Below are 24,878 nucleotides of genomic sequence, written 5' to 3'. Positions count from 1 at the left end.
TGTCCGGCCCGTCGGCCTGGGAAGAGCCATCGGGGGCCAGGATTGGTTGCGGTCATGGTGTTCGGCCGGCGGCCCAGGTGGTCCAGCAGAATGCCGGCGAAGGGCTCAGGGACGGGCGACGGCGGGTCGCTGAGCCGGATCTGGACCACGCTGTCCTAACGGAGCACATCGTCGATGGTGAGCCGTGTGATCCGGGTGAGCGGTTGCGCGTAGAGGAGGACGAGCGCGGCGGCCACGCGGTCCTGGAGAGGGATGTCGTTGCGGTCGACGGCCTGCCGGAGCAGGCTGAGCCGTTGGTGCTGAGCGAGCGGGATTGGGTTGCCGGTGGAGCGGTGCGGAATGGTGACCGTGGGCATGTGGTTGGAGCGCATCGCCCATCGCCGGTTGACGGTGTCGTCGGCGTCCAACTCGTCCGCTCGCACCGCCGCCAGCTCAGTGAGCACCTCTGGCAGTGCCGGGTCGTCGATCGCTGCGACGGGGAAGACGGGCGGCTTCGCGCCCGGGCGGGCGGGCCCGGTCGGCGCCGATTTGCGGGCGAGCATCCCCCCACGTCGTCAGCGGGATCCGGTAGGTCCGCGCGGAGGACTTCGCGATGCCCGCGCCGGTGAGGTAGCGCTCGACCGCCGCGGTGTACGACGCGGGCGGGGCAGACAGAGATACGACCCGAGCGCGCGGCAACCGAAGCGAGCCCCCACTCACGAGATCGGTCACCGATTCGATCGTCACGCCCGCCCCGCCCCCTCCTGACACTGCCGCAGTAAATCCGGTATTCACTGCGACAGTTGCGAACGCGTCTCCGCGATCGAGCATCCGCCCGATGCGGTTCTGCTGTGCTGTCAGTGCCCGACGCCAACCAGGCCCGGCGCCAGCCAGCATGCTTACCTGGGTCATGCCCCCGGATCCTCCGTCACGGGCAGGCACTCGGCGAGCAGGTCGACGACGTCGCGCCAGGCTCGCTGCGCGTGCCGTGGGTGGTAGCCGACGCCGGGGACGGCGGGGTGGTCGACCGGTGGGTGGTGGAAGGCGTGCAAGGCTCCGCCGTAGACCGTGAGGCGCCAGTCGACGCCCGCGGCCTGCATCTCAGCGGTGAACGCGTCTCGTTGCGCGGGCGGCATGATCGGGTCTTCCGACCCGACCCCGGCCCACACCGGGCAGCGAATGCGCGCCGCCTCGCCCGGCCGGCCCGTGGTAGTTGCGTTGACTGTCCCGATCGCGCGCAGATTGACGCCGTCGCGCCCGAGTTCGAGCCCGACGGCGCCCCCGGTGCCGTAGCCGACGACGGCGATCTGGTCGGGGTCGGTCCGCGGTTCGGTGCGCAACACGTCGAGCGCCGCATGGCCGATGCCCCGCATCCGGTCGGGGTCGGCGAGCAGCGGCAGGCAACGGGCCAGCATCTCCTCGGGGTCGCTTAGATAGCGCCCGCCGTGAAGGTCGAAGGCCAGCGCTACGTATCCCAGTTCGGCGAGAGCGTCGGCCCGGCGGCGCTCGACGTCGCTGAGCCCCATGCCCTCTGGTCCGAGCAGCACCGCAGGCCGGCGGTCGACACCGGCCGGGAGCGCGAGGTGCCCGATCATTGTCAAACCGTCGGCCGGGTACTCGACCGTACGCGTCGTAATCGTCGTCATGAGACTGGACTGTAGTGATCGTCGAGCCCGGTCCGGCTGCTGTTCTGCCACTGGCAGAACAGCGCGGGTATCCCTTGGGGCGGTTTGGCGCGTGTCGCTGAGGTCAGCGGTAGGCAGCGATGAAGGCCCGGGCGCCGGCGTCGGCATAGCGGTCGAGTTCGCTCTGTGTGTGCTGGGGGCTGCCGTGGAACATGGCCTTGTTCACAGGGATCCACAGGAGCAGGCCGGTGAAGTGGCTGGCGGCCAGGTGTACGTCGGTAACGCGGAGGAGACCGTGGTCGGCGAGGCGCTGGAAGGAGGCTGCCAGGGTGGCGAGGACGCGTTCGAAGCCCTGCTCGTACCAGGTGGCGCCGAGTTCGGGGAACGTGTCGGCGTTGGCGATGATCAAGCGCCGCAGCTGGAGCACCTCGGGCTGGGTGAGGGCGGCCAGGAACTGGCGGGCCAGGCCGGTCAGGTTCTCCTCCAGTGCGTCGGCGTCGGCCGGGATATCGGCCACAAGGTCGACCATGGCGTCGATCCGGTCGGTCGTGGCCAGGACGATCTCGGCGAACAGCTTCTCCTTGTCCGCGAAGTGCTTGTAGACGGTCTGCTTGGAGACCGCGGCCTGCTTGGCGATGTCGTCCATGCTGGTGCCGGGGTACCCCTTGGCCATGAACGCCTGGGTCGCGGCGTCCAGGATCGCCTTGTGCTTGCGTGCCGACCGGCCTTGCTCGCTCGCTTCCACAGCCAACCTTTCAGTACTGGACAGTCTAGTTTCTGTGTGGCTAATCTATCGCCCGGCTCCGGCAAGTACCACACCGTCCAGTTCTACACATGGGGGAATCGCATGACGCAGACCATCGGCGTTCCGGTCACGACCCGCTCCGCGTCGGCATGGCCGACGACGCGGGCTCTGCTGGCGGGTGGCGCCGCGGCAGGTCCGCTGTTCCTGGGCCTCGGTGCCGTCCAGGGGCTCACCCGCGACGGCTTCGACTTCACCCGCAACGCGATCAGCCAGCTCAGCCTGGGCGATCTCGGCTGGATCCAGGTGACCAGCTTCCTGCTGACCGGCATGCTGGCCGTCGCGGGCGCGGCCGGTATCCGCCGCGCACTGGACGGCACACCCGCCGGCACCTGGGCGCCACGCCTTATCAGTGTGTTCGGCATCTCGTTCGCCCTCGCCGCGGTGTTCACCGCGGACCCGGGGGCGGGCTTCCCCGCCAATGCCCCCCAGGCTCCCGCCGGGTCCCTGAGCTGGCACGGCGCCATCCATATGTTCAGCGCCATGCTGGGCTTCTTCGCGCTGTCCGCGGCGTTCCTGGTCCTGGCCCGGCACTTCGCCACGCATCGGCAGCGGGGATGGGCCGTGAGCGCACGCCTGGTACCACTGGGTATCCTCGCCGGATTCGCCGGCTCCTCCGCCAACGTGCTGGCGTTCACCGCCGGAGCCGGACTCGGCCTCCTGTGGCTCACGGCCGTCACCGCTCGGCTTATGACCACCCTCCCCGCCGAAGAGAAGTAGCAGCATCCGCCCACGAATCGCGGGCGGATGCCGGACAGCAAACAAGATCACCACAGAAGGACAGGACACCGCAATGACCGGACCGGCAAAGGGCCCCGCCAGCTACTTCCCCGCGATCGAGAAGAAGTACGGCCGCCCGATCGCGGACTGGAAGCACCTCATCCATTCCTCGCCCCTGACCAAGCACATGGAACTCGTCACCTGGCTCAAGACCGAGCACGGACTCGGCCACGGCCACGCCAACGCGCTTGTCGCACACACCCTCGCCGAAGGCGGCGGCAAGTAATCCCGAGCATCCGCGGCGCCGGACCGGTTCAAACCCGCAACACAGTCGCTCTCGCCGCTGTTGAGCTCGGCGAACGATGTCCATGCCGGTGGCCGTCAGTCGGTCAGGCGCAGCCCCGTGGTAGGAACACTTTACGAAACCTCCTTGGCCGGCTGAGGGCCGAGTGCCAGGAGCAGGAGAACCAAAGCGCGGACGATGACGCCGGCCAGTAGGGCTGTGAGGAAGGTGTCGACGTGGATGCCGAAATCCAGCGTGGAGCTGAGCCATGAGACGAGCAGCCAGATCAGGGTGTCCTGGACGATGCCGATCGCGGCCTGGATCAGCAGCGCGACCGGGGGAGCGTTTCGGATGTCGCTCGGGTAGGTGTAGATCAGTTGGTTCAGGATGAGGAAGGCGGAGGCGCCCAGTATCACCCCCATCCACGACGCGTCATCGGCTACCGCGCTGACGCCGGGGAGGAGGGTGGCGAGTGCCACGCCCAGGTAGGTGCCGAGCAACCGTCTTCGCTTGTACATGGGGGAAATCATGGGGGCTTGATCCTCGTGCGACAAGGGCCAGGCTTACGGCTCCGTAGGCGGTGGCTCGGCAGTAAGAGCCGAGCCGGGCTTCAGCACCCGCTCCCGGAGTACGGGGAGGTACCTGCGGCGACCTCACCCGCGCAACGGCACTCAACTCCTGGCGGCGAAAGCGCGGGACCGTAACCGAGCGACTCCCCGCCCGTACGCTGTGCCTCTCCTCACCGCTGCCGCGTTGTGGTGAGGAAGTCCAGGACGAGCGGGCTCGCGACGGCGCAGTACTCCTCGAAGTAGGCGTGCCTCGCTCCGGGGATCAAGTGCAGTCGGGCGCCGGGGATACGGTCCGCGATGAGGGGGCTGTTGGCGGCGGGGTTGAGCAGGTCGTCGCTGCCGTGCACGACCAGAGTGGGTGCGCTGATTCCCGGCAGGAGCTGCCACGCGTCGTGCTGGTTGCTGGCCGCCAGATGGCGGCGCTGGGCGTGGGCGGGCATCCCCGGGTCGCCGAGCGTTTGGTACGGGCCGGGGTTCTCCGCCAGCCAGGCCGGGGTGTACATCAGCTCCAGCAGGGCCTGCCGCGCCGCGCCCGGTTGCGTCCGCACCAGCGACCGGCGGACCTCGTTGGTGCGTTCAACGGCGTGCGGCCCGCCGGGCGACGTGCACCCGAGCACCAGGGCGCGTACCCGGTCCGGATGGCGGGCTGCGAGCTGCTGGGCCACACGCCCGCCCATGGACGTCCCGTAGACATCGGCCCGGTCGACGCCGAGGTCGTCGAGCACCGAGATCACATCAAGGGCGAACTGCTCGGTGCTGTAGGGCGTGTCGGGCTTGTCGCTCTGCCCCGTACCGCGGTAGTCGAACGTGATGGTGCTGCGCTCGCCGTGGAAATCGTCACGTACCCCGTCCCACCAGTGGTGGTTGTTCGACTGGCCCGCCAGCAGAACCAGCGGCTGCCCCTCGCCCTGTACCTGATAGGCGATACCGACGCCGTCGGGCGTCGTCGTGTGCGGCATGCAGATCGTCACTCCTCATGGTCAGGATTCAGCGCGTCGTGGCACCGGGACTTCCGGCAGACTCAGGCCGGCCGGAAGCCCCGGTCATCACCCACTGCTGGGAGGACTGTATGAGTATGAGCCGCGTGTGCGCCTGGGTGTGGTGGGGCCGTTCCCCGGAGCAGTGGCACCTGTCGACGGTGAGTTCCCGGGCCAGGCCGGTTCGAGAGGGGAGTTGACCGGCGGGGTGGAGCCCCCCAACTGTGGCTCGGTGCCGATGTGATCGCCGTGCGTACAGAAGTTCTTTTGGGTGCCCGGGTTTCCAGGTGGTTACAATTGGTATCTGTCTCCTCACGCTGTGGTGATGGTTCTCGTGGCCGGGCGCGGTCGGCGCCCACGACGACCTGCCGGGAAGGTGAGATTGATGATGAGTCACACGATCCGTGCGGCGATGGTTTCGGCTTTGTTGGTTCTGGTGCCGCTGGCTGGGGCGACCAGTGCGGATGCCGTTGCGCTGAAGAAGAAGTGGCACTCCTCTGCGACCTGTGCGGTCGAGAAGATCGGGTCGGGTGATCACGGCAACAAGCAGCTCAAGGGGAGTGGCACGGGCAAGAGCAAGAAAGCTGCCGAGAACGCGGCCCAGAGTGATGTTCAGGAGCAGATCAGCCAGAAGTACGGGAAGGGGTACCGGGCCCACCACTGCACGTTCCGTAGTGTGTTCAAGTGAGTGACGGGGGCGGCCGCGATGTTGTGCACGGGCGGTCGGCCCTGCTTCGAGGCAAGGAGCATGGTGAACAACAGGCAGCGCAAGAAACTCCCCAGACGCCTGTGCGAGGCGGCAGAGCAAGGCCGAGTGGGGGGTCTGGCCCGTCTGCTGCGTCTGGGCGCTGTCCCGGACGACCGTTGCCCGGACGGTGGGACTGCCTTGTATCTTTCCGTGGTGCAGGGCGAGGTCCGCTGCGCGGAGCTTCTGCTATCGGCCGGAGCGTCGCCGAATCTGGAGTCTCATGGCCCTCGCGATGGGCTTCCACTGGCGGCGGCGGCGGCCCATGCCGATACAGCCATGGTGAAGTTGCTGCTGGCCCATGGCGCCGACCCTGAGCTCAAGGAGGGCAATGGCACCGGGGGCAGCGCCCTGGACTGGGCCCGTGGCTGGCGGGAGCCCGGCATGCCTCATGGGGAGGTCGTGGAACTGCTGGAGCGGTCCCGGGCCGTGTGAGGACCTTGCGCCCTTTGCCCGCCGAGGACGCCCCACCGACATGTGACGGCGCGCCAGCCGGGGGCCGGCGGTCACGGCCTTGGATGCGGCCGGCAGGGTGTTCTGGGCGCTGTTTCCTGGATCATGTGCGGAGCCGGATGGCGAGGGCTGCGAGTGTGACGGAAGAACGTCGGCTCGGCGCGGCCGTACCGGTAGGCGGCCAGGGAGGGCGGCACCTGGCCGCACCGGGCGCCGGTGCTGTCGACCAAGACGATCGACTTCGAGCTGATCCGCCAGCAGTACGACCAGATCGTGAAGTACACGACAGCCCTGCGCCTGGGCACCGCCGAGAACGACGGCCTCCAGGTCGTGGAGAACCGGAACTCCGCCAGTCACGACCTGTTCCACGGCAACGACGGCGACCTGACCGGATCCGACAAGGAGTCCCAGGAGGTCTCGATGCTCGCCCCGCACCTGCACCTGCTCCAGTCGACGTTGGTACACGTCAACACCCTGCTCCTCTAGGACATCCTGAGCGAGGAGAAGTGGCAGAAGCGGCTCACCGACGCCGACCGGCGGGCCCTGTCCACACTGTTCTGGAACCACGTGAACCCGTACGGCCGATTCGAGCTGGACATGCAGAGCGTGGTGGGTGTTTCGCAGGCCCGGACGGGCTTACCTCGTGAGAGGCACCACCCCGAGGAGGGCCGCGGTCTTGGTGTAGACGGTGTTGGCGAGGGCGTCGTCCAGAGCCAGGCGCGAAGGGGTGTCCGGCCGGGACTTGCTGAAGAAGCCCCCACTGGGGTGTGGTGCGGGGGAGGCGGTGGCGAGCCAGACAGGGGTCTGCACCCCTTCGTCCGGGGTGATGGAGAACGGTCGGAACAGCGGGGCGCTCAACTGCATCAGCCCGCCGGCGTTGCTGTTCATCGCGGTGCCCTTGACCATGCCGGGATTGGCGTTGTAAACGCTCGTACCGTCGGGAAGGCGGCGCGCAAGCTCTCGCGCCGCCAGGAGGCTGACGAGCTTACTCGTCCCGTAGACGTTGATCTGGTTGTAGAAACGGTTGCTCCACGATGTTCCCGCCACATCCGGATCGGCGGCGTCAAGTTTGCCTCGCTTTTCCACAAACGTGGAGATGTTGATGATCCGCGCCTGGGGTGCAAGCGCCCCTTCGGCCAGCAAGGCATGTGTGAGCAGGAACGGAGCGTGGTGGTTGAGCGCGTAGGTGCGTTCCACGCCGTCCGCTGTCTGCTCGTACCGGGGGAAGGCTGCCCCCGCGTTGTTGATGAGGATGTCTACTGGGTGGCTGTCGGTCGCCAGTTCCGCGGCCAGTGCCCGTACCTGCGACCACTGCTCCAAGTCGAAGGTGTACGTCCTCGGCGGGGCCGCTTCGCTGTCCGAAGGGGCCAAGCCGCGCAGGTGTTCAGCAGCGTCCTGGGTGCGCGACGCGTCCCGACCGACGAGGACGACGCTGTGCCCGGCCTTGACCAGTTGGCCTGCCGTCACCAAACCCAGACCCGAGGCTCCGCCCGTGATGACCGCGGTCTTGCTGCTCATCACTGTTCCTTTTTCGGAGTGGCCATGACGTTGGCGGTCTCACCTGTCGAGTGGTTGCCGTCGATCGCTTGGCGGAGAAGCGCGTGCAGGCGCAGCCTGCTCTCGTGGTCAAGGCGGGCGAAGGGTGAGTGCTCGGTGGTGTGCTGGATGACGCGATCACGCAGCGCGCACCCCTCGGAGGTGAGCTGGATGACTTTCACGCGGCGGTCGGTGGGGTGGGGTACGCGGCGGACCAGGCCACGCTTCTCCAGCCGGTCAATCATCGATGTGGCGGTCGAGGCGTCGCACTGCAAGCGGTCGGCAAGTCGGCGCGCGGTCATCTCCGGCCCGCGACTCAGCCTCCACAGCGCATCGGTCTGGGTGTCGGTCAACCCCGCTTCCCGGGCTAGTTCCTTGAGCTCGGCATGTACATGGGAACGAATCTCGAACAGGCAGTCATGGAGCTCCTGGTTCAGCTGTCGGTCGTCCATGACCGCAATGTGCATGGAGAATCCAATCATTGGGAAATCCACACACTGTGCGGACCCCACTCGACGCGGATTGGCCTGCGAGGATGCCACCCCTGCCGACGACGTCGAACAGCACGCCTGTCCGAGGTATGACGCACAGCCCGGCTCGCCCTGCCGCTCACGCGGCGGCGCGGTCGCCTCCGCCGTAGCTTCGTGAGAACAGGGCCGAGTTCAGTGCTGCTGCCGCCCCACGCGAAGTTTCAGGACTACCCGGTCGAAGCTCACGTCCCGTTGAGTGAATGGCAGACATGGAGGACATGGAATGCCCACTGACGATGCTGAGCTACGGACACCCTGGCTGCGGGATCAGTTGGTCGACTGGCTCGTGAAGTTGGGAGACGGGGATCGGCAGGAGGCGAACTGGACCTCTGCGGGAGGGTCGGCCTTTCAGACCGTGTGTGGTGCAGGAGCCGCAATGTTGGAGTGCTGGCGGCCGAGTCCGGCGACCTCGACCTCGATGACGTCACCCGGCCGCAGGGCCACAGCCGGAGACCTGAAGGCACCGCAGCCTGCCGGTGTCCCGCTGAGGATGACATCGCCCGGTGCCAAGGTGAAGAACGATGAGCAGTAGGAGACGAGTTCGGCAACGCTGAAGATCATCGAGGCCGTGGACCCGTTCTGCATCAGCTGACCGTTGACCCACGTCCGGATCGAGACCTGCTGCGGGTCCGGCACCTCGTCCTTCGTGAGAATCCAGGGCCCAAGAGGGCAGAAGGTGTCGAGTCCCTTGCCGCGCACCCACTGGCCGTCCTGCTCCTGCAGATCGCGGGCGGAGAGGTCATTGGCCGCGATGTAACCGGCGACGTAGGACATCGCTTCTTTGACGGGCACGGACTTGGCGGGACGGCCTATGACGACACCGAGTTCCGCTTCCCAGTCCGCTCGGGCGGTCAGTGCCAGGTCCACGACGATGTCGTCATGGGGGCCGCATGCGGAGGACGCGAGTTTCGGGAAGAGGTAGGGGGCCGTCGGGGTCTTCCACCCCATCTCGGCCACGGTGTCGGCGTAGTTGAGGCCGATGCCGTGGATCGTCGGGGGCCGGTACGGCAGCAGGAACTCCAGGCGCTCTTCGTCGACTTGGTCGCCGGTCCCGGTCTCGGTCCCGGTCCCGGCGTCGGCTCCGGTGGCGACGTCGAGGGCGGGCACCCGGCTGGTGCGCCACCCCTGGCCGTTGTCGACGACCGTTGTGACGACCCCGTCGACGCGGGCGGTGGCAATCCTCATCGTGCGTCCTCCTTGCCGGCTGGGGACGGGACGACGAGTCGCCCGTCGACCCGACGCGGAATGGACGTGTACGCGTCGTGCAGCTCCTGGGGCAGCACCTCCGCCGGGGCCGACTGCCAGGTCACCGGGCGCAGGAAGCGCCTGATGGCAGAGGTGCCGACCGACGTGTGCTGGCTGTTGGTCGCCGGCCATGGGCCACCGTGGTGCTGGGCCCACGAAACCGACACGCCGGTCGGGAACCCGTTGAACAGCAGCCGCCCGGCTTTGGGCAGCAGCGCACGGACGGTGGCGCGAATGTCCTCGGTGGGCTCGGAGTGGATCGTGGCGGTGAGGGAACCCGGCAGGCCGCCGATGATGCCGGCAAGGTCCGCTTCGGCATACCGGACGACGACGGTGGTGGGGCCGAAGCACTCACCGATCTGTGACACGACCAGGTCCCGCGCTTCCACGGCCAGCAGCCGCGGCGCTACGGCGAAGCCACTGCCGGACGGCTTCGCTCCCTCGGCCACCACGCGGAGACCGGGGATGCGCCGCAGTTCCGCGCTGGTCTCCTCGTATCCGTCGCGGATGCGCTTGTTGAGGAGGGTGGCCGCGGGCCGGTCGGAGACGAGGTCGCCGGCGGCGTTGACCAGGGCGTCACCGGCGGGTCCCTGGGGTACCAGTACGAGCCCCGGCTTGGTGCACAGCTGGCCGCCTGAGCCGGTGAGCGACAGGACGAGGTCTTCGGCGAGCGTCGTTCCCCGCGCCGCGGCTGCCGCCCGCGTGACAACGACCGGGTTGAGGCTGGCGAGCTCACCGAAGAAAGGGATCGGTGTCCGGCGTTGCTCGATCAGCCGCATCAGCGCCCGACCGCCGTCCAACGAGCCCGTGAAACCCACGGCGCTGATGGCGGGGTGCCGCACCAGCCGCGCTCCGGCCTCGCGGCCGTGTACGAGCCCGATCGTCCCGTCGGGCGCCCCGGCGTCGTACGCCGCTTCGCTCAGAATGCCCTGCGTCATGACCGACAGGGCCGGGTGGGAATCGTGGGCCTTGACCACGACCGGGCAGCCCGCCGCCAGGGCGGACATGGTGTCGCCGCCGGGCACGGAGAAGGCCAGCGGGAAGTTGCTGGCGCCGAACACCGCGACCGGTCCCGTCGGGACCAGCATCCGGCGCAGGTCGGGCCTCGGACCCATGGGTGTGTCACCGGCGTGGTCGATCGTGACCTCCAGGTGGCCGCCTTCGTCGACGGCATCGGCGAACAGGCGGGCCTGGTACACGGTGCGGATGAGTTCGCCTTCGAGGCGGGCGCGGGGCAGCCCGGTCTCACGGACGCCCAGCGACACAATGTCCGCCTGCCGGGCTGCCATGGCGTCCGCCATGGTCCGCAGGAGCTCGCCGCGAAAGGCGCGATCACGTTCCGCGAGCTGCGCGAACGCCGCCGCGGCGGAGCGGCACACCTCCTCCAGCTCCTCGCGCGAGGTGGCGGTGGCGACTTCCTCGACCTCGATTCCGGTGGCAGGGTCGATACTGACGATGGTCTCGGCAGTCATGTTGCTCCTGAGGTGTTGGCGGGCGGGACGCTTCAGCGGGCGGCCGCGTCAGGATGGGGGCGGTCGACCGGCGGGACGAGCTGGTAGCCCTCCGCCTCGTAGTCGAAGCCTTCGAGCGTGACCTCGTCACGGCCGTCGGAAGCAGCGGCGTAGAACGCCCTGATCTCGGTGATCAGCCCGGTCTCCGGGTCGAAGCGGTACCACTCGTCACCGCGCAGGTATCCGCCGATCGAGGTCTTCCAGTGGGTCCACTCGATGACCGCCTGCAGTGACTCGGGTTCGGCGATCAGACGCTCGATGCTCCAGGCCGAACCGATGCGCAGGACGAGCGCGCGCCAGTTCTCCGCGATGGTGCGGGCACCACGCCAGGGGCCGTCGAGTCCGGGCGGGAAGTAATGGACGGCCTCGGGGTGGAACGTCGCGGCCATGCCCTCGACGTCCGCGTCGTTGCAGCCCTGGAAGTAGGTGCGGATGGTGGCCTCCATCCGGGTGCGCTGCTCCTCGCGCGGGAGGTCGGCGAAGCGGGTCATCGCACGGCCTCCGCCCCGGTGGCAGCGGCGGACGACCGGAGCGCTCCAGGGGTGCCGTCCACGGGGTTCGTCGACCCCCGCCGGGCCTGATAGGAGGCGATGGTCTCCTCGCTGGGCGGGTAGATGCCCCACAGTGCCTCCCCCGCCTTGACCCTGTCGTGGAGATAGGACTCAAGCCGTTCCTGCTCGGCGGCAGGGCCGGCGATCTCGGCTGCCAGGGCGCGGGGCACGACGATGACACCGTCGCGGTCACCGACGAGGATGTCGCCCGGGTAGACCGCGACTCCCGCGCAGCCGATCGGGACGTCGAGGTCCGCGACGTGGAAGGAGGCCGGTCGCGTCGTGGCGGTGATCGCCCGCGAGTAGGTCGGGAAGCCCAGCTCGGCGAGCGCGGCCCCGTCGCGGAAGGCACCGTCGGTCACGAAGGCCGCGGCGCCCCGCTTCATTGCCCGGGTCACGAGCATGTCACCCGCCGACGCCGCGGTGACGTCGCCGCGTGAGTCCACTACCAGCACATCGCCGGAGCCGAGCCGCTCGACCGCTTCCCACTGAAGGACGTTGCCCGTGCGGTAGGGGTCGTCCATCGGGTCCACATCCTCGCGGGCAGGGACGAAGCGCATGGTGCGCGCCTGTCCTACGAAGCCGTCGAAGTGCGTGCCCACAGGGCTGAGTCCGACGAGGAACGGTTGACGGATCCCGCGCCGGTAGAGCTGGGTCGCCAACGTCGCGGTGCTGGCGCGGCCCAGATCGGCCAGCACGTCCGGGGGGACAGGGGGAAGATCCAGCGCTGTCACGGTCCACCTTCCTCAGGGACTGGGATGAACGTCCTCAACCCTAGACGACATCCCACTCAGTGAACAACCATCCCGTTAATCGGGTCTCGCTTCTTGACTTGCTCCAGAAGGGCCGCTTAGCGTCCCCACGTCGGCACACCGATGAACGAGATTTCATCCCGAAGAATGGGATGAGAGTCGTCTGCTGACAGGTATCCGAGGCGCAGCGTTGCGAGAGGATCGAGACATATGCCCACCGCCATTGCAGACGAGCACCCGGCAGTCGCTACTGCCAGCCGGAAGATCTACCGGCGCGTCATCGTGCTGTTCGCGCTGATGATGATGCTCAACCAGATCGACCGCTCGAACATCGGCTTCGTCCAGGAGGACCTGAATGCCCACTTCGGCATCGGGGCAGCCGCGTACGGCCTCGGCGCCGGCCTGTTCTTCGTGGGCTACTTCCTGTTCGAGGTGCCCAGCAACGCACTGATGCAGAAGGTGGGGGCGAAGCTGTGGATCACCCGCATCTGCGTCACCTGGGGCGCCGTCTCGGCTGCGATGATCTTCGTCCGCGGTGAGACCAGCTTCTACGTGCTCCGCTTCCTGCTCGGCGTGGCCGAGGCCGGGTTCGTTCCGGCGGTGCTGTTCTACATCGCCTCCTGGCTCCCCAACCGCTACCAGGGCCGGGCCACCGGCACCTGGGCGGTGGGCGCTCTCTTCGCCTACTCCGCCGGCAGTCTGGTCTCAGGACCACTGCTCTCGCTGCACGGCTTCTTCGGCCTCGACGGCTGGCAGTGGCTGTTCCTCATCGAGGGCCTGGTCACCATCGGACTCGGCGTCGTCGGCTATTTCCTGCTCGACTCCAGGATCAGTGAGGCGAAATGGCTCACCGAGGAGGAGCGCACCCAGCTCAGCCTGCGGATCGCCGCGGAACGGACCTCCGACGCCGAGCAGGGCTCGACCGTGCAGACCATCAAGAAACTGCTGCGCAGTCCTGTGATCCATCTCTTCATGTGGATCTACTTCGCCGTGCAGATGTCCATCTACTCCACGACGTTCTGGCTGCCGAGCGTGGTGCGCGACATCGGGGTCAGCAGTGACAACATGGTCGGGCTGCTCTCCGCCCTTCCTTGGCTCTGCACCATCCCGTACCTGTACTTCGTCTCCAGGCGCGGCGACCGTCACCCCGAGCAGCGCTCCACCCTGATGACCACGTCGTTCGTGCTGGCCGCGGCCGGAACCCTGGCGGCGGCCCTCACCGGCTCGTGGCTGGGCCTGGTGTTCATCGTCCTGGCCACCCTCGGATTCAAGACCGTCGCACCGGTCTTCTGGCCGCTGCTGCGCGAGCGCACCGACCCCCTGACCGCGGCGACCGCGATCGCCCTGGTCAACTCCGTCGCCAACCTCGGTGGCTTCGTCGCCCCGTACGGCTTCGGCCTGGTCAAGGATTCGACCGGCAGCACCAGTCTGGCGATGCTCGGACTCGGGGCGATCATCGCGATCGCGGCCGGGGCCACACTCCTCGTACGCCGCGTCCCCCGCCGACCGGTCGCCGACCACACGGCCATCGACCGGACCGGCCTCGACCAAGTCGGTCCCCGGACACCACAGTCCATGACGAACGCCGGTCTCGACGGGCCCGCCCCTGAGCCGCGCTGAAGCGCGAGACCGCCCGCACCATCTCCCCGTACAACGTGGAAAGGACACCCTTCCGTGAGCACTGCTTTCCTCAACCGGACCAGCGCCACAGTCACCAGCAAGACCAACGAGCGCCACTTCGCGGCGCTGGAGCGCGGCGAAGCCAGCACCGATGCCATCGCCTCGGTCACGCTCTCCCTCGTCAGCCTGCCGCTGGCCGCGCCCATCAGCGACGCCAAGGTACTGACCGGCCGCCAGAAGCCCCTCACCGAGATCGCCTTCCTCTTCGCCGAGATCCGCACCGAGGCGGGATTCGAGGGCGTGGGCTACAGCTACTCCAAGCGCGCCGGCGGGCCCGCCCAGTACGTCCACGCGAAGGAGATCGCACCCGAGCTGATCGGCGAGGACCCCAACGACATCCAGCGGATATGGACCAAGCTCGTCTGGGCCGGCGCCTCCGTCGGCCGCAGCGGGCTGTCGACCCAGGCGATCGCCGCCATCGACATCGCCCTGTGGGACCTCAAGGCCAAGCGCGCCCGGCTCCCCCTCGCGAAGCTGCTCGGCGCCCACCGCGACTCGGTGCAGTGTTACAACACCTCCGGCGGCTATCTGTCCATGTCCATCGAGCAGGTCGTGGAGAACACCCGGGCATCCGTCGAACGCGGTATCGGCGGCATCAAGATCAAGGTCGGCCAGCCCGACACGAACATCGACCTCCAGCGGGTCGCGGCCATCCGCGAACAGCTGGGCGACGGCTTCCCGATGATGGTCGACGCCAACCAGCAGTGGAACCGCGGTACGGCGATCCGCATGGGCCGGAAACTGGAGTCGTTCGACCTGACCTGGATCGAGGAGCCGCTCGACGCCTACGACGCGGAAGGCCACGCCGCTCTCGCCGCGGAGCTCGCCACCCCGATCGCCACCGGCGAGATGCTCACCAGCGTCGCCGAGCACGCCGAACTGGTCCGTCACCGCTCGGTCGACTTCCTCCAGCCGGACGCGCCGCGGGTGGGCGGCATCACCCCGTTCCTGAAGATCATGGCCATGGGTGAGCAGGCGAAGATGCGGATGGCGCCGCACTTCGCCATGGAGATCCACCTGCACCTCGCCGCCGCCTACGAGATCGACCCGTGGGTGGAGCACTTCGAGTGGCTTGAGCCGATGTTCAACGAACGCCTTGAGATCCGCGACGGCCGGATGATCGTGCCCAACCGCCCCGGACTGGGCTTCAGCCTGAGCGAGCAGGCGCGCGCCTGGACCCACGAGACCGTCACGGTCTGAGACCGTCTGCTCCCAGCCTTCCCACGGCAATGTGGTCCCGGAGGACTGAGAGACTGGCAGCGGACATCACCCGCCCGATCCATGCGGGCGGGCTCACCGCGACCGGACGAGCAGAGGAACGAGAGCGTGACCGAGCAGGACGAAGGCCGCAAAGGCGCACTCGACCGAGGTCTCAGCATCCTGAGCCACCTCGCCGACGCGCGAGAGGCGTCCACGGCGGAACTCGCAGCCGCCGCCGACATCAGCCGCAGCGCCGCGTACCGCATCGTCGAAAAGCTCAGCCAGTACGACTTCCTCCACGCCACCTCGAACGGGCGGTGGCGCCTTGGCCCGGCCGCCGCCCGTCTCGCCATGGCCGCCGTCCACTCCACCGACGTGGCCGACGTCGCTCCCGAACTGCTCCGGGCCCTGGTCCAGCAGACCCGCGAAACCGTCAGCCTCGGCGTCCTCAGCGGCGACGAGATGGTGTTCATCTACCGTGAACGCGGCCCCCAGTCGGTCACCGTCAACGCCGACCTCGGCGCCCGCAGGCCCCTGCACGCCACCTCGGTCGGCAAGGCCTACCTCGCCGGCCTGAACTCCCGGGAGAGAGCTGACCTGCTCCGCACCCTCACACTGACACCCTTCACCCCGCAGACACTCACCACTCCACACGCCCTCGAACACGACATCACCACAGCCCAGGCCCGGGGCTGGACCGAGGAACACGGCGAGTTCGACCTTGCCAGCGCCTGCTGCGGCGCCCCCATCTTCGATCACACCGGCCATGTCGTGGCGGCCATCAGCGTCGCCGGCCTCAAAGACCGCGTCGAACCCGCCCTCGACCGCCTCGGCCCTCTGGTAGTCGCCACAGCAGACGCCATCTCGCGCCGGCTCGGACACAACCCGGGACTGTAAGTGGGCGGTTCGTGAGGTGATGGCCGATGTGAAGTGATCCGCAGCCGACGCGACGAGTGGATACGACTGGGCGTTTTCGCCCGGCTCAAGCGGCTCGCGCTCGTCGGCGCAATCATCACCGTGCGCAGTCTGATCGGGCCGTCCTGGACAACTCATCGCCCGGACGAACGCCCGAACCGCCGGCCGTGATTCTTCGGCCTTCGTTCGGTCCCGTTCGGCCCCGCTCCGGTCACTTCGGCAGGTCGGCGGAGAGGAAGGGTGCAAGGAGCGCGAGCAATGCGTCGGGGCGGTCGAGGGGGATGATGTGGCCGCAGTCCTGGAGATGGTGTCCGATCAGGTCGTCGGTGATGGGACGGAGCTGGCGTTCGAGCCCGGTGCCGATGGGGTGAGAGCCGACGGCCATGGTGGGCATGGTCAGCCGAGCCGTCGTGACGGCGTCCTGGATCTGCTGCGCGCTGGTGGGCAGGGCCCGGTAGGAGGAGAACGCGCAGCGAAGGGCTTCGCTCCCGGTGTACGCGTGGACGAAGGCCGCACGGATGTCGTCCGGTACTCCTCGCCCGAACGTCCCCGAGTCGAGAAACCAGTCGATGTACGGGGCCTCGTTGCCGGCCAGGACGGTCTCGGCGAGGCCGGGGACGGCGTGGAAGCCGAACCACCACGGGGCGCCGCCCGCGACGGCGTGCTCTGCTCCGGGCAGCCGGCCGAGCAGTGCTTCCATCACGACCAGGCGCCGGACGAGGCCGGGGCGGCGCAGCGCGAGCAGGACGGCGGGGGCGGTGCCCGCGTCGATGCCGACCACCGCTGCCGAGGGCTCGCCGAGTGCGTCGAGCAGCCCTTCGGCGTCGGCGGCGAGGGTGCCTGCGTCGTAGCCCTCGGCGGCACGTGTACTGGCGCCGAAGCCTCGCAGGTCCGGGGCGATGACCCGGTACTGCCCGGCGAGTCGGTCCATGATGCCGCTCCAGAGTTGCCAGGTGTGCGGGAAGCCGTGCAGCAGGAGGACCGCGGGTCCGTCCCCGGCGATTGCGACGTTGAGGTGGACGCCGTTCGTCGCGATGCGCCGCAGGTGGTGTGCGGTGGTGACGGGCATGATGACTCCTCCGGCTGGTTACCATGGGTGACCACAGAACGATAGGTAACTGTCCGGCCGCTTCCAAGACGGCACTTTCAGGGAAGGTGGTGAGCCACAGGTGACCACCCAAGGAGCCCGGGCTGCCGGTCGTGGGGTACGCGGCGATCTGTTCGATCCTCACTGCCCGACGCGGCAGTTGCTGGATCGTATCGGTACGAAGTGGACGTCCATGGCCGTCAAGACGCTCGCCGATGCCGCACCGGACGAGGTGCGCTTCGCGGAGCTGAGACGCCGGATGCCCGGCGTCTCGCAGAAGATGCTGTCCGTGACGCTGCGAAGCCTGACCCGCGACGGGCTGGTGTCGCGCCGGGTCGAACCGACCGTGCCGCCGCGGGTCTTCTACCGACTCACCGGACTCGGGCTGTCCCTGGAAGCCGCGCTTGCGGGGCTGCGGACCTGGGCGGAGGAGCACATGGCCGAGATCGACCGTGCCAACGAAGCCAACGACCAGGAGGTCGATGAGGGATAGGCAGGCCGATTCCGCGACTGTCGGCAACGGGGGACAGCCAGCCTTCACCACGCCCTCCAGGCCATCGCCCGCATGTACAACCTCGCCTCACCGCATGACCGCAGCAGCCTGAGCACGCTCTCCGCAAGACCCCTTTAGACTTCTAAGCGTGTCGGTAGAGCCGGGGCGGCGAGGGCGAGGGCGTCCTCACGCGAGTACGCGCGAGGAAGTCGAGTTGGCGGCCGTCGCGCTGATGCGGCGCGACGGCTATGAGAACGTCACCGTCGCCTCGATCGTGTCCGCCGCGGGCATCAGCCGGACCACCTTCTTTCGCTACTTCGGCTCGAAGCCCGGGGTCATCTGGTACGCCTTTGACAGCACGATCGAGCGACTGGCCGCCACGATCGCCGCAGCGCCTGCCGATGCCGACGCGCTCGATACGGTGCGAGGGGCCGTTGTGGAGTCCACCCGGGCGGCGGTTTACGACAGCCCGGTTTGGCTGGAGCGTTTCCAGCTTCTCGACACGGTCGCAGAGCTGCAGGCGGAATCCCACCAGCACTGGGAGCGATGGAAGCGTGTCATCGCCGAGCACATAGCAGGGCATCTGGGCGACGCCCCCGACTCGGTGATCCCCCTGGCGGTCGCGGGCGCGTTCCACGGTGGCTTCGTCGCCCAGCTTCGCGCCTGGCGGAATGATCAGGATCGTGACACCTTCGCCGGTCACCTCGACCGGAACATGAGGTGCGTCGCAGCCCTGCTCCGCCCGTTGGCTTCCGCTGACCTCGGCTGACCTCGCCGATCTGACTCACGCGTTCCTCCTGCTCCGGCCTTGCCATGGGCTCCGGCCCTGCCGCCCCATCCCTCATGGAACCCCGTACCGAGATATTTGTGGAACGGAGTACCATAAATCCTTGGTCGCGGGTGAGGGCCCGGCGGGCAAGGGAGGGGTGTCGTGGCGGAGCGGCTCGATGGCAAACGAATGGCGCCCTTGGACCCGCACCGTTGCCCGAGAGCGGGGGCCCGACGGCATTCGCGTCAACGCCGTACTTCCCTGCGATGCGGAGATCGCCAGATCCATTGCCCGTCGACGGCGGCCTCACCTCGGTGCGTTGCCCCTCTCCCTGGAACACCGGCGGCACCACCCGACAAAGGAACGAAAGGCTCCACCCCATGAAGGCATGGCAGTTCACCGGCATCGACGAACCACTACGTCTGGTCGACTTGGCGGATCCGCAGCCCGGCCCGGACGAGATCGTGGTGGACGTCAAGGCGGCAGGTCTGTGCCACAGTGACGTCAGCTTCGTCGACGGCACCATCACCGCGCTGCTCGGATCCGTCCCCATCGTGCTGGGCCACGAGACCGCCGGCGTCGTCTCCGCGATCGGCAGGGACGTACAAGCCTTCGCCATCGGTGACCGTGTCGGCATCCCCGCTACGACGGAAGGCCCCGGGACCGCCGTCGACGGCGGATTCGCCGAGAAGGTACGCGTCAAAGAGCGGCTCACGGTCCGCCTCCCCGACGCGGTCAGCTTCGAGCAGGCCGCGCCGGCCACCGACGCGGCGCGCACCGCCTACCGGGCCGTGCGTACCTTCGGTCATGTCGAAGAAGGGATGAACGTCGGCATCATTGGTTTCGGTGGACTGGGCTCTCTCGGCGCGCAGATCGCGCGGGCCTTCGGCGCACAGGTCTACGTGGCCGAGATCAACGAAGCCGTCTGGCCGAACGTCCAGGACTTCGGGCCCGCAGGCATGTCCGCGGACATCCGTGACTTCGAGGATGCTCAGCTCGACGTGATCATTGACTTCGCTGGGTTCGGCACCACCACGGCCTCCGCCATCGACGCCGTCCGGCACGGCGGCCGGGTTGTGCAGATCGGCATGGCCCGCGAGTCGGCGACCCTGTCGATGCAGAAGATCATTCTCAAGGAGATCACCCTGGTTGGTGCCTCCAACGGAGAGAAGTCCGAATGTGAGGCCGTGCTCGACCTGATAGCCCAGGACAAGATCAGCTCCAGGATCGTGCGGATCACATTCGAGCAGATCCCCGAGTACCTCGACAGGCTCCGCAACGGTCAGGTCGACGGACGCGCCGTCGCCGTGACCCCCTGAGGCCGCCCCGGGCGGCGGGGTCGGTGCGCTGGAGCTCGTGACCGTCCTCGCTGGAGATCGCCTTCCGGGAGCGGGGCGGTGGTGAACGCCGCCCCGCTCCCGGTCTGTGTCGCTCTGTGCGTAGTGCGGGTACTACCGGTCCGTCACGTCAAGGATCTTGAAGCCATAGGCCGGCAGGCTGACGGTGTACTCGGAGCCGTCGATCGAGCTCGCGTCGCCGCCTTTGTAGAGGTCCTTCGGCGTCTGACTGGTGTCGATGCCGGTGCCGTCCAGATCGACGGTCACCTTCTGGGCGGTGCTGTTGAAGTTGTAGACGAGCAGGGCTGTCTGCTTGCCGTCCTCGCTGGTGCGCCGCATCGCGTACACCTTCGGGTCGTCCCCGGCGGCCACGCGGTCGCGGGAGGCCGCGGGCAGCAGCGCCTTGTTGGCGTTGACGGTCTGCAGCACCCGGTCCCAGTTGGTGCGCAGCGTGCGGTCCCAGTGGATGTACTGGTCGTACATGCCGGAGCCGTAGAGCATTCCGGAGCCGGCCAGGAGTGCGGCCTCTTGGACGCGCATGACGTCGTCGTCCGGGTAGGCCGGGTACTTGTGCGGTTCGAGATTGGTCTTCGGGTCGTCGCCCCAGATGCTCCAGGTGTGGGTGGTGGCGCCCATGGAGCGGGCGATGTCGACGTTGTTCAGGGCCTTCTCGAGTCCGTTCGAGTCGGTGGTGCCGTCGATGATCCGCGAGTAGTCGTTCTCGGTGTCGGAATCCCCGTGGTTGAACCAAGAGGTGAGACCGAACTGGTGGTTTTCCGCGGCGCCAGAGGCGTCGGCACGCTCGGCGGTGAGCCACTTGTCGCTGCTCGTGTACGTCGTGGGGAGGTTGACCGCGGCGTTCTTCCAGCGGGAGTCGGTGGTGCCCACGTCCCACATGAAGCCGTCGACGCCGGTGTCGAGCCAGTACTTCTCGATGCGTTCGACCTCGGCCCGGTTGCCGGCCAGGTTGTAGTCGAAGCCGGGGCCGAACCACAGCTTCCAGTAGAAGGCGCCGGCCGTGGGGCTCCAGGACCACGAGCTCTGCGAGGGCGGGCCCATGCGCAGGTCGGGCAGGGGCTCGCCGGGGTTCTCGGTCCAGTGGAAGGAGCTGACTTCCCGCGAGGTGCGGTCGCCGGCGGCGTATTGCTTCTCGGCCTTCTGGAAGTACGGGGACTGCTCGTCCAAGTAGATGTTGACGAAGTACGTGACGACCTTGATGCCCTTGCGGTGTGCGGCGGCGACGAGGTTCTTCCAGTCCTTCATGGTGCCGTTCTGCGGCGAGACGTTGTAGAAGTCGATGGGAGAGCAGCCGTCGCAGGTCCGCTTGTCGCCGCTGTAGGGGCTGAAGAAGCCCAAGACGCGGATGCCGCGGCTCTTGAAGCTGTCGAGCTGCTTCTCGATGTCCTTGTACTTGTAGCCGAAGTAGGTGTTGTAGAACCACATGAACCCGTTGAGGTTCTGGAAATCGGTGCTGTTCCGGGCCGCGTTGGAGGCGGTTGCCGCCGGGGCGGCCTGCGCGGTGCTCTCACCCCCGCTGAGGGTCAGGGGGAGCACCAGGGCGAGCCCGAGCGCCCCGGCCAGGGTGGAGTGGAGTCTGTAGGGTGCCATGTCATTCTCCTCGTCGGTGAAGAGGTGCCACTGTGGGTACAGGCGCTGAGCGCCACGGATCGCGTGCTCCGTACTCGGGCCGGCCGCTGCGGTCGCCGGGCCTTGGTGCCCGTGGTGCGGGCAGGGGGAGGTCCCGGCGGCCTGGTGTGGCGTTTGGTGGTGAGCACGGTGCGGGGGCTGCTGCCTGCTCGACAGGTCCTGTGGCGGGGGCAGCCGGCGGTGCGGGGATGCGGCTGCTGTTCGGGCAGGCTGGGTCAGCCCGTCAGCCCGTCAGCCCGTCAGCCCGTCAGCCCGTCATCCCGGAGGAGGTGTAGCCGTCGATGAAGCGGCGCTGCAGCAGCAGGAAGGCGATCAGGACCGGAATGACCATGATCAGGCCGCCGGCGCTGACGAGTGTGTAGTCCTGGGTGTAGCCGGACTTGAAGTTGTAGAAGGAGGTGGAGACGGGCATCTTGTCGCTGCTCTGGATGAAGGTCACCGCGAGCAGGAACTCGTTGTAGGCCTGAAGTCCCGCCACCAGCGCGGCGGTCAGGATGCCGGGCCAGGCCATCGGCAGGACCACGCGGGCGAAAACCCGCCATTCGCCCGCCCCGTCCAGCCGGGCGGCCTCCTCGTACTCCTTGGGCAGGCCGACCATGAAGGAGCGGATGAGCAAGGTGGCGAAGGGGCTGAACAGGGCCCAGTAGATGATGATCAGGCCGAGCAGGCTGTCGTAGAGGCCGAGGTTGGTCCACATGTAGAACAGCGGGACCAGGAAGAGCTGGATCGGCAGGGCGGTGGTGACCAGCAGGTAGTAGATGAAGGCGTTGCTGCCGGGCACGCGCAGCCGGCTCAGGGCGTAGGCGGCGCAGCTGGCGATGACGCAGACGCCGAGCGCGGTGGCGATCACGATGATGGCGCTGTTGCGCAGACCCACGCCCATGTTGGCCTGCTGCCAGGCGTCGACGATGTTGTGCCACTGCGGGTGGGTGGGCAGGCCGAGCGGGTTGTCGGCGATCCCGGAGCGGGTCTTGAGGGCGTTGAACGCGAACAGCAGCATCGGGCCGATGGCGAACAGTGCCAGGAGCAGCAGCACCGCGTAGGTCGCATACCGACCGAACGAGAGTTTCCTGACAGGCGTTCGCGGGGTTGTCGTGGTGCTCAAATGTCCCACCCCCGGCGGCGCAGGTAGAGGAAGCCGGAGACCGCGACTACGCTGATCAGGGCCATGATGACGCCCATGGACGCGGCGTAGCCGGCTTCTTGGTTGGCAAAGGCTGTGCGGTAGAGCAGGGTGCCGAGCACGTCGGTGGAGCCTGCCGGGCCGCCCTGGGTGAGGATGTAGATGTAGTCGAAGACCAGGAACGACCAGATCACCGTCATCAGGCTCAGGAACATCAGGGTGGGGCGGATGCCGGGCAGTGTGATGTGCCAGAACTCCTGCCACAGGTTCGCGCCGTCCAGACGGGCCGCCTCGTACTGCGAGGGGTTCACCGCCTGCATGGAGGCGAGGAAGATCACGACGAGGAAGCCCCACCACTGCCAGGTGTTGACGAACGCGACCGTGCCCAGGGCCAGGTGCGGATCGCCCAGGAGATTGACATCCTTGAGGAACGGCAGTCCCAGGTCGGCCAAGCCGTGGCCGATGCCCTCGTCGGGGGAGAGCAGGCTCTCCCAGATTGATCCGGAGACGACGGTCGCCACGACGTAGGGGATGAAATAGGCCACGCGGAACAGCATTTGGAAGCGGGTGATCCGCGAGAGGAGGAAGGCTCCGCACAGTCCCATCGCCATGGGCACGGTGAGGAAGAACGCGGTCCACAGGACGTTGTGCCACAGCGCGGTGCGGAACTCGGCGTCGCCGAAAAGGCGGGTGTAGTTGTCCAGGCCGACGAAGTTCGCCGAGCCCAGGCCGGTCCAGTCGGTGAAGGAGTACCAGATGGACAGCGCGCCGGGCACCGCGATGACGAGGATGTTCACCACCAGCAGGGGCGCGATGAAGGCGAATCCGATGCCGGTGCGGCGCAGCTTGCTGCGGCGAGCCGAGCGGGCGGGCCTGATGGGTGGGGCCTTTCGCCGGTCGGCTTCCATGACGGCCACCGGGGTCACGCTCCCTTCGGGGAGGGCACCGGCGGCCGCTTGCCGGCCTTCAGTTCCTGTTGGAAGAGCCTGTCCAGGCCCGTGCAGTAGTCCTTGGGGCTGAGGCTGCCGGTGAGCACTTTCTCCATCTGCTCGTAGAGGTAGGTCTCCGACTTCGGCGGCCAGAACGTCCAGGACGTGTAGCCGATGTCGGTCGCCTCGCCGAGCCGGACGTAGTGGCGTTTGACGCGGGGGTCGATGTTCTTGGGGAAGTCCGCCTCGGTCGTCCTGGCCGGAGCCGGGGCCACACCGGTCGCGGCCAGCCAGGCGAGCTGTCGGCGCGGGTCGGAGACGAAGTAGTCCAGCGCCGCGGCGGCTTGTGCGGGGTTCTTGCAGTCCTTGTTGAGGGAGTACGCGGTGCCGATCGAGAGGGGCTGCACGCCTGCGGGCACGCCGCTGTTCATGGACGGCAGGGGCGCCCAGTCCCAGGTCGCGTCGTTGCCGGCGGCCTTGCCGAAGAACGGGCCGATCTCGCTGAACGTCCACGACCCGTTGACGATCATCGCAGTCCTGCCGGAGGCCAGCTGGCCGTAGACGGTGGCGAACTTGTTGGTGAAGTACTTGTCGGTGCTGCCACCGAACCAGCCCTTGTCGAACCAGCCCTTGAGCGCGGCGATCGCGTCGACGAACACGGCGTCGGTGAAGCGGCGCTTGCCGGTCAGCGCCTCGTAGAGGGCCTCAGGTCCGGCGAAGGTGTTCCACACCCAGGTGACGTGCCACTCGGTGGCCTGCTTCCACTCGGCGTTGCCCGCCCCGACCGGGACGAGGCCCTTGGACTTGGCGTCCGTGCACAGCGCCTCGAACTCGGCCCGGGTCGTCGGCGCCTTCCAGCCGTGCTCCTTGAGGGTTGCGGGGTTGTAGAAGACGGCCATGGTCTCGTAGCCGGAGGGCAGCGAGTACAGCTTGCCGTCGACCCGCCCCGCATCCAGCGCCCACGGCAACAGGTCGCTGTTCCAGCCGAGCTCGTCGACGTACGCGTCCAATGCCAGCAGGTTGCCGTTGCCGACGTAGTTCAGGGTCTGCGCCGGGCCCGAGGTGGCGATGATGTCGGGGCCGCGGCCGGAGGCGACGGCGGTCTGTGTGAGCCGGTCGAGCGTGTCGATCTGCTTGACCGCCATCCGCACCTTGAGGGCCTTGGCGGCGGCGTTCCTGTTGTAGGTGTCGACGAAGTTCTGCTGGAAGTACGTCTCGATGTCCTTGCTCGCGAACGCACCCCAGTAGGTGAGCTGGTTGCCGCTCGCCCCGCTGCCCGAGCCGCAGGCGGACAGGGCCGTGGCGCCCAGCGCGGTGGCGGAGGACAGTTGCAGAAAACGGCGGCGGGACAGTTGTGCGCTCATGGGGTGGTCTCCGAGTTCGTGCGTGCCCGGGGTCGGGGACAGGGAAGGGACCGGCG

The 24,878-nt window shown here is 67.9% G+C and carries 27 protein-coding genes; 11 read left to right on the top strand and 16 right to left on the bottom strand.

What is annotated here, in order from left to right:
• Positions 1-155 precede the first annotated feature (155 nt).
• From M1203_RS26770 to M1203_RS26760, 3 genes are all read right to left on the bottom strand, one after another.
• Positions 156-542: a hypothetical protein gene (locus M1203_RS26770; RefSeq protein ID WP_249952373.1), complete on the bottom strand. Its 387-nt coding sequence runs from the start codon at positions 540-542 to the stop codon at positions 156-158.
• A gap of 345 nt (positions 543-887) precedes the next feature.
• A complete protein-coding gene (locus M1203_RS26765; RefSeq protein WP_249952372.1) occupies positions 888-1,625 on the bottom strand; it encodes a dienelactone hydrolase family protein in 738 nt (245 codons plus the stop codon).
• A gap of 103 nt (positions 1,626-1,728) precedes the next feature.
• A complete protein-coding gene (locus M1203_RS26760; RefSeq protein WP_249952371.1) occupies positions 1,729-2,349 on the bottom strand; it encodes a TetR/AcrR family transcriptional regulator in 621 nt (206 codons plus the stop codon).
• A 102-nt stretch (positions 2,350-2,451) separates the two neighbouring features.
• On the opposite strand from M1203_RS26760, the gene M1203_RS26755 reads away from it, so the two are divergent.
• Positions 2,452-3,126, top strand: coding sequence for a DUF998 domain-containing protein (locus tag M1203_RS26755; RefSeq protein ID WP_283959084.1), 675 nt, complete (start codon positions 2,452-2,454; stop codon positions 3,124-3,126).
• Positions 3,127-3,199: 73 nt separating this feature from the next.
• Positions 3,200-3,412, top strand: coding sequence for a DUF4287 domain-containing protein (locus tag M1203_RS26750; RefSeq protein ID WP_249952369.1), 213 nt, complete (start codon positions 3,200-3,202; stop codon positions 3,410-3,412).
• A gap of 131 nt (positions 3,413-3,543) precedes the next feature.
• On the opposite strand, the gene M1203_RS26745 is transcribed toward M1203_RS26750, so the two are convergent.
• Positions 3,544-3,927 (bottom strand): hypothetical protein, encoded by a 384-nt coding sequence (locus M1203_RS26745; RefSeq protein ID WP_249952368.1) that lies wholly within the window; start codon positions 3,925-3,927, stop codon positions 3,544-3,546.
• Positions 3,928-4,148: 221 nt separating this feature from the next.
• A complete protein-coding gene (locus M1203_RS26740) occupies positions 4,149-4,937 on the bottom strand; it encodes an alpha/beta fold hydrolase (protein WP_249952367.1) in 789 nt (262 codons plus the stop codon).
• 406 nt (positions 4,938-5,343) lie between these two features.
• Between M1203_RS26740 and M1203_RS26735 the strand changes: the two genes are divergently transcribed.
• The 3 genes from M1203_RS26735 (at position 5,344) to M1203_RS26725 (ending at position 6,639) form a co-directional block, all read left to right on the top strand.
• Positions 5,344-5,643 carry a hypothetical protein gene (locus M1203_RS26735; RefSeq protein WP_249952366.1) on the top strand — a complete coding sequence of 100 codons (300 nt, stop codon included), beginning with the start codon at positions 5,344-5,346 and terminating at the stop codon, positions 5,641-5,643.
• Positions 5,644-5,661: 18 nt separating this feature from the next.
• A complete protein-coding gene (locus tag M1203_RS39290) occupies positions 5,662-6,135 on the top strand; it encodes an ankyrin repeat domain-containing protein (protein ID WP_374404126.1) in 474 nt (157 codons plus the stop codon).
• A 234-nt stretch (positions 6,136-6,369) separates the two neighbouring features.
• Complete coding sequence (locus M1203_RS26725; protein WP_249952364.1) at positions 6,370-6,639, top strand: transposase; 270 nt, start codon at positions 6,370-6,372, stop codon at positions 6,637-6,639.
• Between the two features lie 150 nt (positions 6,640-6,789).
• Here the strand turns inward: M1203_RS26725 and M1203_RS26720 are convergent, their stop codons facing one another.
• The 6 genes from M1203_RS26720 to M1203_RS26695 form a co-directional block, all read right to left on the bottom strand.
• Positions 6,790-7,671 (bottom strand): SDR family NAD(P)-dependent oxidoreductase, encoded by an 882-nt coding sequence (locus tag M1203_RS26720; protein ID WP_249952363.1) that lies wholly within the window; start codon positions 7,669-7,671, stop codon positions 6,790-6,792.
• Entirely contained in the window at positions 7,671-8,141 is a 471-nt protein-coding gene (locus M1203_RS26715; RefSeq protein WP_249952362.1) for a MarR family winged helix-turn-helix transcriptional regulator, read from the bottom strand. The genes M1203_RS26720 and M1203_RS26715 overlap by 1 nt, the downstream gene beginning before the upstream one ends.
• A 426-nt stretch (positions 8,142-8,567) precedes the next feature.
• Positions 8,568-9,404, bottom strand: coding sequence for a fumarylacetoacetate hydrolase family protein (locus M1203_RS26710; RefSeq protein ID WP_249952361.1), 837 nt, complete (start codon positions 9,402-9,404; stop codon positions 8,568-8,570).
• Positions 9,401-10,936 carry an aldehyde dehydrogenase (NADP(+)) gene (locus M1203_RS26705; RefSeq protein WP_249952360.1) on the bottom strand — a complete coding sequence of 512 codons (1,536 nt, stop codon included), beginning with the start codon at positions 10,934-10,936 and terminating at the stop codon, positions 9,401-9,403. The genes M1203_RS26710 and M1203_RS26705 overlap by 4 nt, the downstream gene beginning before the upstream one ends.
• Positions 10,937-10,968: 32 nt before the next feature.
• A complete protein-coding gene (locus M1203_RS26700) occupies positions 10,969-11,466 on the bottom strand; it encodes a nuclear transport factor 2 family protein (RefSeq protein ID WP_249952359.1) in 498 nt (165 codons plus the stop codon).
• Positions 11,463-12,260, bottom strand: coding sequence for a ribonuclease activity regulator RraA (locus M1203_RS26695; protein ID WP_249952358.1), 798 nt, complete (start codon positions 12,258-12,260; stop codon positions 11,463-11,465). The genes M1203_RS26700 and M1203_RS26695 overlap by 4 nt, the downstream gene beginning before the upstream one ends.
• Before the next feature lie 228 nt (positions 12,261-12,488).
• Between M1203_RS26695 and M1203_RS26690 the strand changes: the two genes are divergently transcribed.
• From M1203_RS26690 to M1203_RS26680, 3 genes are all read left to right on the top strand, one after another.
• Positions 12,489-13,898 (top strand): MFS transporter, encoded by a 1,410-nt coding sequence (locus M1203_RS26690; RefSeq protein ID WP_249952357.1) that lies wholly within the window; start codon positions 12,489-12,491, stop codon positions 13,896-13,898.
• Between the two features lie 126 nt (positions 13,899-14,024).
• Positions 14,025-15,158 (top strand): mandelate racemase/muconate lactonizing enzyme family protein, encoded by a 1,134-nt coding sequence (locus tag M1203_RS26685; RefSeq protein ID WP_249952515.1) that lies wholly within the window; start codon positions 14,025-14,027, stop codon positions 15,156-15,158.
• 126 nt (positions 15,159-15,284) lie between these two features.
• On the top strand, positions 15,285-16,055 hold the full coding sequence (locus M1203_RS26680) for an IclR family transcriptional regulator (protein ID WP_249952356.1): 771 nt from the start codon (positions 15,285-15,287) through the stop codon (positions 16,053-16,055).
• Positions 16,056-16,284: 229 nt separating this feature from the next.
• Here the strand turns inward: M1203_RS26680 and M1203_RS26675 are convergent, their stop codons facing one another.
• Complete coding sequence (locus M1203_RS26675; RefSeq protein WP_249952355.1) at positions 16,285-17,142, bottom strand: alpha/beta hydrolase; 858 nt, start codon at positions 17,140-17,142, stop codon at positions 16,285-16,287.
• A 100-nt stretch (positions 17,143-17,242) separates the two neighbouring features.
• On the opposite strand from M1203_RS26675, the gene M1203_RS26670 reads away from it, so the two are divergent.
• From M1203_RS26670 to M1203_RS26660, 3 genes are all read left to right on the top strand, one after another.
• Positions 17,243-17,653 carry a helix-turn-helix domain-containing protein gene (locus tag M1203_RS26670; RefSeq protein ID WP_249952354.1) on the top strand — a complete coding sequence of 137 codons (411 nt, stop codon included), beginning with the start codon at positions 17,243-17,245 and terminating at the stop codon, positions 17,651-17,653.
• 214 nt (positions 17,654-17,867) lie between these two features.
• On the top strand, positions 17,868-18,422 hold the full coding sequence (locus M1203_RS26665; RefSeq protein WP_249952353.1) for a TetR family transcriptional regulator: 555 nt from the start codon (positions 17,868-17,870) through the stop codon (positions 18,420-18,422).
• A 380-nt stretch (positions 18,423-18,802) separates the two neighbouring features.
• Positions 18,803-19,741: a zinc-binding dehydrogenase gene (locus M1203_RS26660; protein WP_249952352.1), complete on the top strand. Its 939-nt coding sequence runs from the start codon at positions 18,803-18,805 to the stop codon at positions 19,739-19,741.
• A 132-nt stretch (positions 19,742-19,873) separates the two neighbouring features.
• Here the strand turns inward: M1203_RS26660 and M1203_RS26655 are convergent, their stop codons facing one another.
• The 4 genes from M1203_RS26655 to M1203_RS26640 form a co-directional block, all read right to left on the bottom strand.
• A complete protein-coding gene (locus M1203_RS26655; RefSeq protein WP_249952351.1) occupies positions 19,874-21,367 on the bottom strand; it encodes an alpha-amylase family glycosyl hydrolase in 1,494 nt (497 codons plus the stop codon).
• 286 nt (positions 21,368-21,653) lie between these two features.
• Positions 21,654-22,511, bottom strand: coding sequence for a carbohydrate ABC transporter permease (locus M1203_RS26650; RefSeq protein ID WP_249952350.1), 858 nt, complete (start codon positions 22,509-22,511; stop codon positions 21,654-21,656).
• Complete coding sequence (locus M1203_RS26645; protein ID WP_249952514.1) at positions 22,508-23,437, bottom strand: carbohydrate ABC transporter permease; 930 nt, start codon at positions 23,435-23,437, stop codon at positions 22,508-22,510. The genes M1203_RS26650 and M1203_RS26645 overlap by 4 nt, the downstream gene beginning before the upstream one ends.
• A gap of 14 nt (positions 23,438-23,451) precedes the next feature.
• Entirely contained in the window at positions 23,452-24,822 is a 1,371-nt protein-coding gene (locus M1203_RS26640) for an ABC transporter substrate-binding protein (protein ID WP_249952349.1), read from the bottom strand.
• Positions 24,823-24,878: the final 56 nt, after the last annotated feature.

This window comes from Streptomyces sp. 35G-GA-8, assembly GCF_023534745.1.
In the GTDB taxonomy this organism is placed as follows: domain Bacteria; phylum Actinomycetota; class Actinomycetes; order Streptomycetales; family Streptomycetaceae; genus Streptomyces.
This window is presented reverse-complemented; position numbering and strand designations above follow the sequence as displayed.

Excerpts from the sequence above, each read along its gene's own strand:
- M1203_RS26645 (WP_249952514.1), bottom strand. The coding sequence starts at position 23,437 with ATGGAAGCCGACCGGCGAAAGGCCCCACCCATCAGGCCCGCCCGCTCG.
- M1203_RS26715 (WP_249952362.1), bottom strand. The coding sequence starts at position 8,141 with ATGGACGACCGACAGCTGAACCAGGAGCTCCATGACTGCCTGTTCGAG.
- M1203_RS26675 (WP_249952355.1), bottom strand. The coding sequence starts at position 17,142 with ATGCCCGTCACCACCGCACACCACCTGCGGCGCATCGCGACGAACGGC.
- M1203_RS26640 (WP_249952349.1), bottom strand. The coding sequence starts at position 24,822 with ATGAGCGCACAACTGTCCCGCCGCCGTTTTCTGCAACTGTCCTCCGCC.
- M1203_RS26720 (WP_249952363.1), bottom strand. The coding sequence starts at position 7,671 with ATGAGCAGCAAGACCGCGGTCATCACGGGCGGAGCCTCGGGTCTGGGT.
- M1203_RS26710 (WP_249952361.1), bottom strand. The coding sequence starts at position 9,404 with ATGAGGATTGCCACCGCCCGCGTCGACGGGGTCGTCACAACGGTCGTC.
- M1203_RS26660 (WP_249952352.1), top strand. The coding sequence starts at position 18,803 with ATGAAGGCATGGCAGTTCACCGGCATCGACGAACCACTACGTCTGGTC.
- M1203_RS26740 (WP_249952367.1), bottom strand. The coding sequence starts at position 4,937 with ATGCCGCACACGACGACGCCCGACGGCGTCGGTATCGCCTATCAGGTA.
- M1203_RS26690 (WP_249952357.1), top strand. The coding sequence starts at position 12,489 with ATGCCCACCGCCATTGCAGACGAGCACCCGGCAGTCGCTACTGCCAGC.
- M1203_RS39290 (WP_374404126.1), top strand. The coding sequence starts at position 5,662 with ATGTTGTGCACGGGCGGTCGGCCCTGCTTCGAGGCAAGGAGCATGGTG.
- M1203_RS26705 (WP_249952360.1), bottom strand. The coding sequence starts at position 10,936 with ATGACTGCCGAGACCATCGTCAGTATCGACCCTGCCACCGGAATCGAG.
- M1203_RS26755 (WP_283959084.1), top strand. The coding sequence starts at position 2,452 with ATGACGCAGACCATCGGCGTTCCGGTCACGACCCGCTCCGCGTCGGCA.
- M1203_RS26765 (WP_249952372.1), bottom strand. The coding sequence starts at position 1,625 with ATGACGACGATTACGACGCGTACGGTCGAGTACCCGGCCGACGGTTTG.
- M1203_RS26700 (WP_249952359.1), bottom strand. The coding sequence starts at position 11,466 with ATGACCCGCTTCGCCGACCTCCCGCGCGAGGAGCAGCGCACCCGGATG.
- M1203_RS26655 (WP_249952351.1), bottom strand. The coding sequence starts at position 21,367 with ATGGCACCCTACAGACTCCACTCCACCCTGGCCGGGGCGCTCGGGCTC.
- M1203_RS26745 (WP_249952368.1), bottom strand. The coding sequence starts at position 3,927 with ATGTACAAGCGAAGACGGTTGCTCGGCACCTACCTGGGCGTGGCACTC.
- M1203_RS26735 (WP_249952366.1), top strand. The coding sequence starts at position 5,344 with ATGAGTCACACGATCCGTGCGGCGATGGTTTCGGCTTTGTTGGTTCTG.
- M1203_RS26770 (WP_249952373.1), bottom strand. The coding sequence starts at position 542 with ATGCTCGCCCGCAAATCGGCGCCGACCGGGCCCGCCCGCCCGGGCGCG.
- M1203_RS26750 (WP_249952369.1), top strand. The coding sequence starts at position 3,200 with ATGACCGGACCGGCAAAGGGCCCCGCCAGCTACTTCCCCGCGATCGAG.